The 4,260-nt window shown below is 66.1% G+C and carries 5 protein-coding genes; all 5 read right to left on the reverse strand.

The window, feature by feature from the left end; genetic code table 11:
* Positions 1–86: 86 nt before the first annotated feature.
* Complete coding sequence (locus tag PKE44_RS15705) at positions 87–356, reverse strand: hypothetical protein (protein WP_324552999.1); 270 nt, start codon at positions 354–356, stop codon at positions 87–89.
* Complete coding sequence (locus PKE44_RS15710) at positions 353–589, reverse strand: hypothetical protein (protein WP_324553002.1); 237 nt, start codon at positions 587–589, stop codon at positions 353–355. The genes PKE44_RS15705 and PKE44_RS15710 overlap by 4 nt, the downstream gene beginning before the upstream one ends.
* Positions 590–669: 80 nt before the next feature.
* Positions 670–1,941 (reverse strand): tyrosine-type recombinase/integrase, encoded by a 1,272-nt coding sequence (locus PKE44_RS15715; RefSeq protein WP_324553005.1) that lies wholly within the window; start codon positions 1,939–1,941, stop codon positions 670–672.
* A 299-nt stretch (positions 1,942–2,240) separates the two neighbouring features.
* Positions 2,241–2,891 carry a DUF4276 family protein gene (locus tag PKE44_RS15720; RefSeq protein WP_324553008.1) on the reverse strand — a complete coding sequence of 217 codons (651 nt, stop codon included), beginning with the start codon at positions 2,889–2,891 and terminating at the stop codon, positions 2,241–2,243.
* Positions 2,892–4,115 carry an AAA family ATPase gene (locus PKE44_RS15725; protein WP_324553011.1) on the reverse strand — a complete coding sequence of 408 codons (1,224 nt, stop codon included), beginning with the start codon at positions 4,113–4,115 and terminating at the stop codon, positions 2,892–2,894.
* Positions 4,116–4,260 lie beyond the last annotated feature (145 nt).

Consider the following 4,260-nt stretch of genomic DNA (forward strand, 5'->3'; position numbering starts at 1 on the left):
AGAGCACGGCATCGACGCTCAGCGCCCTGCCGGACAGGTCCGGGTCAGGGATGAAGCCGTCCTCCGGCGTGTCTGGCGGGCGGCGTTCACTCATGGCTGCGTTCCTCGGTATCGGCCGGCACCCAGCGCAGGCGACCGAGCGTTTCGGCGTCGGCGATGGCGCCGGTCGCGGCCTCGATCTCGCCGGCCAGATCAGCGAGTGCTGCGAGCAGTCCTTGCAGGTTGCGCGGGCTGGCCAGCGGCTCGAAGTCCGCACGCTCGCCGGCCAGCAGCAGCGCGTGAACGGTATTGGCCAGTGCGCGCACGGATTCGGCGCGGTGCGCCAGCAGGGTGAGGTCAGCGGCCGGCGTGCTCATGCGGCGGCCCTCAGTGCCTGCCGGCGGCGCAGATAGGCAACGCGAAGCGAGGGGCGCCCGCGCCACGGCGCAGCAGTGGCCGATGTCGAAGTGACTCCGAGCCTCCAGCAGGCGCGCCTGATCTCCTCCGGAGTCATGGCAAGAACCTCCCGTATCAGCTCGATGCGCAGGCGGGCAGCGGCAAGGCTGTCGGCCGTGGCCGGGGTGGCGGTGTTACCGTGGTTGCTGGTCATGTTGATCGCCTCTTGGTCAGGCGGTTGCGTGGCAAGGGCGCGGCGGTCTGTTGGTAGCAGTCGCCGTGCCCGCTTCCCGGCTACCGGCCGGGGCGGACAAGCGGCAGCACATTGGCTGCGCGCGGCTGTTCGGCATCGGCGATGAACTGCGCCCACAGGGCCAGTGCCGCGCGCCGGTGCGTCAGGTAATCGGACTTGTCGTAGACGCCCACCAGCCCCCCGAGCGCGTGATTCAGGCATCGCTCAGCGACGATCACGTCCACCCCGAGTTCGTCGGTCAGATAGCTGCGGGCGGTTGCTCGAAGGTCATGCGGCGAGAAGTCGCGAACATCTTTCGCCCCGAGCCGCACCAGCGCGGCATTCAGGGTTGTCTCGCCAATGTGATCCTCACCACGGCGCCGGCCGCGGTAGGAGGCATTGCGCGATGGCAGCACCCAGAGCGAGCCGTCTGCCAGCTCGCGCAGTTCCCGGAACCAGTCGGCAACGATCGGTGACAGCGGCACCACGAAGCCGGCGCCGGTCTTGCTGTTCTCGTCCGTGATCCGCCACAGGCCGGCGTCGATGTCTACCTCGCTCCAGCGGGCGCGGATCAACTCGCCTTTGCGCACGGCGGTTGCCAGCAGGACGCGCACGGCCAATTCGTTGTCACGCCCGAGTCCCGGCAGCGCGGCGAGCGCGGCGCGCAGTTCGTCGAGGGTGAGCTTCACGCGCTCGCGCCGCTGCTGCGTGCCGACGATGGATGACACGTTGAGCACGCGGCAGGGGTTCGCCGGCAGCCGGCGCGGAACGCCGTGATCGAACGCGACCGACAGGATTTCAAACAGCCGGCGCGCAACGGACTTCGAGCGTTCGGCTACTTCCTCGATCATCGTGCATACGTCGGCCGGCGTGATGGCGTCGGCATGCATGCTGCCGATGCGCGGCAGGATGTCCTTGACCGCATACCGCTTGATCTCGTCCAGCGTGTTGGGGCGGTAGTCCCCGCTGCGCTTTTGCAGGAAGTCGTCGAACAGCCGCTCGAAGGTCCAGCGGCGCGCGGCTTCCTTCTTCGCTTCCTGCTTGGCGATGGCTACGTCAATGCCCTTGCCGACTTCGAGAAGCAGCCTCAGCGCCTCGGTTCTGGCCAGCGCAAGCCCCATCTCCGGATACCGGCCAAGGGTGACTTCCCGTGCCCGCCCACCGAAGCGGTAGCGCAGTGACCATACGGCAGTGCCGGCCTTCGACAGCGAGAAGGTCAGCCCGCGCCCATCGGCGCGAACGATGGCTTCGCCCGCGCGAATCCATGCGCGCAGTTGGGCATCGTTCAGTGCCTCGAACTTGCGGCGTTTGGTCGGTGGTGAGTCGCTGGTCATGTGTGGCTAGCTCTTGCGGCATGTGTGTATGGCTGCCGGTCTAGCACACAAAATAGGCGGATGCGTACGGAACTGCAAAGACTGGAATGGAATATAAGACGCTGAAATTCAGCCGCTTATGCGGTCAGTTGCTTCCGTTCCAGTCCGCTAGAATCCACATTGAATCTTTGTGCCGCCCAGGTCGATTCCGATCCTGAGGTGTTGATCTGATGGCATTTTTTCTCTTGCACCGCTGGCTGGGCTGCCGGAACGGACACGCTGCATCGACAGGGCGCCGTCCGGCGTGTCACGAACGTCCGTCATCGGGCTGGCTGTCCCGGGGCAGGATCCGTGGCAGTGCGCAAGCGCTCGATGCCGGTGATGAAGGCCTGCAGGCTCGGGGAACGGGGAGCGTCCAGATCGAGCTGCGGCAGGATCGTCTCGGCCCAGGCGTACTTGTCCTGCCCGTTGCAGTCGGCCGGTCGCAGTCCAAGGGCCTCGGCCAGTCGCTCCCAGGCGCCGCAGACGGCATCCGCCTTGAGTTTGCGCAGCTTGCCGAGGCGCGCATGCGGATGGGCGCGGCGGACGGCTTCCGGTTCGGCGATCAGCCAGGATTCGGTTTCCTCGATCGCGATGCGCAGCAGCACATGGGCCGGACGCCGGTCGAGAGCGGCCAGCATGGCTGCCAGACTGGCCTTCAGGGTGCGGCAATCCTCATCATCGGCATCGACCAGCACGACCACGGCACAGTCGGGTACGTGGGCGTACCCGCGCAGCTTGGCCGGCAGCTGGTCGAGCAGTCCGCGCTGTTTCGGGTCCGGTCTTTTCTGCGGATTCACCGGCAGCTGCCCCTTGCCCTTGTGCGGGTGTATGCGGAAATCCTGATCCTCGGTGAGTCCGAAGCGTCGTTTCAGCACTTCCCGCACGGCCGGCACATCGGCACCACCTTCCACCAGCACTTCCAGCAGCATTCAGGGATTCCCCCGCCCGAAATGGTTGCTGTACCAGAGGCTGCCAAGCGGCAGCCCCTCGGCATGCATCTCGCGCACGCCCGGCAGATCCGCTGCCCGCGCGACCGTACTGAATCCGTCATTTCCCTTCGTCACAACCCAGACCTCCTCGGGCTTCAGCGCATCGACGAAATAGGGGGCATGGGTGGTCACGAACACCTGCGGGCCGGTTTCCCTGCGCGCGTAACGGCGCAATTCGCTGGCCAGGGTTTCCAGCAGTTGATGATGCAGGCCGTTTTCCGGCTCCTCGATACCGACCAGCGGCGCCGGCTCCGGGTCTTCCATCAGCAGCAGGTACGCGAACATCTTCAGGGTGCCGTCGGACATGTCGGCGGCGTAAAACGGGTCTTCATAACCCCGCTCGTTGAACTGCAGCAGCAGCCTGCCGTCCTTCTGGCGCTCGTGACGGATGTTCCTGATGCCGGGAATCTTGCGCTCGATCCGCTTCAGCACCTCGCCGAAACGATCAGGGTGGTTGCGTTCGAGGAACTGCACGTAATTGGCGAGATTCTCGCCGGTGCGATTCAGATGCTTGTGCGCACCCGCCGTCGGCAGGCCACGAGCCAGTTCCGGCACGAAGTACGAGAGGTACCAGCCGCGCAGGAAGTCGCGGAATGCCGTGATGCGCGGGTGTTCGGCGATCTGGCCGAGGACGGTGATGCCGAGCTGCTGGCTGTCGGTCAGCCGGACTTCCTCGCGCCGTTCGCCTTCGCCGGTTTCGGTGGCTTCCCCCGCCCAGGCGTAGCCGGCGCCGTTGCGTAATTCGACGAACGGGAACAGGCGACCGTGCACCTTGCCGCTGCGGGCCTGGCGCAGCTGCTCGAACACGACATGTGGCCGGCCGGCCTCGTTGCAGTCGATTTCCAGCGTGTAGCTGATCGGCCGGCCTTTCGGGGATTCCCGGTAATACAGCTCAAAGCCGATCGGTGCATGGCAGCCGCGTGTGCGCAGGCGCTCGAAACCCCCGCGGTGCGGCCGGTCGCAGGCTTCTTCGACCCCGAGTTGCAGGCAGTCACCGATGAAGCCCATGGCATCCATGATGCTGGACTTTCCGGAGCCGTTCGGGCCGATGACCGCGATCAGTTTCGGCAGTTTCTCGGCCTTGCGCTGATCCGGCAGCTTGCCGAGGCTCACATCGTGCAGGGCGCGGTAATTGCGGATGTGGATGCCTTCGAGCAGGGCCATCGACACGGTTCTCCACGGCCAGAGGCAATTTCGGGTTCAATCGGGACGGCCGCAGGGGCCGCCCCGCGGGAAGGCGGATCGGCCCAGGACTCAGACCTTCAGCGGCACGATGACCATCTGCCGGCCGTCGAGGTGCATGCGCCGC

This window comes from Plasticicumulans sp. (assembly GCF_035331805.1).
Taxonomy (GTDB): Bacteria; Pseudomonadota; Gammaproteobacteria; order Competibacterales; family Competibacteraceae; genus Plasticicumulans.

Bases quoted from the DNA above. Each gene is read 5' to 3' on its own strand.
- PKE44_RS15705 (WP_324552999.1), bottom strand. From the start codon at position 356: ATGAGCACGCCGGCCGCTGACCTCACCCTGCTGGCGCACCGCGCCGAA.
- PKE44_RS15725 (WP_324553011.1), bottom strand. From the start codon at position 4,115: ATGGCCCTGCTCGAAGGCATCCACATCCGCAATTACCGCGCCCTGCAC.
- PKE44_RS15710 (WP_324553002.1), bottom strand. From the start codon at position 589: ATGACCAGCAACCACGGTAACACCGCCACCCCGGCCACGGCCGACAGC.
- PKE44_RS15715 (WP_324553005.1), bottom strand. From the start codon at position 1,941: ATGACCAGCGACTCACCACCGACCAAACGCCGCAAGTTCGAGGCACTG.
- PKE44_RS15720 (WP_324553008.1), bottom strand. From the start codon at position 2,891: ATGCTGCTGGAAGTGCTGGTGGAAGGTGGTGCCGATGTGCCGGCCGTG.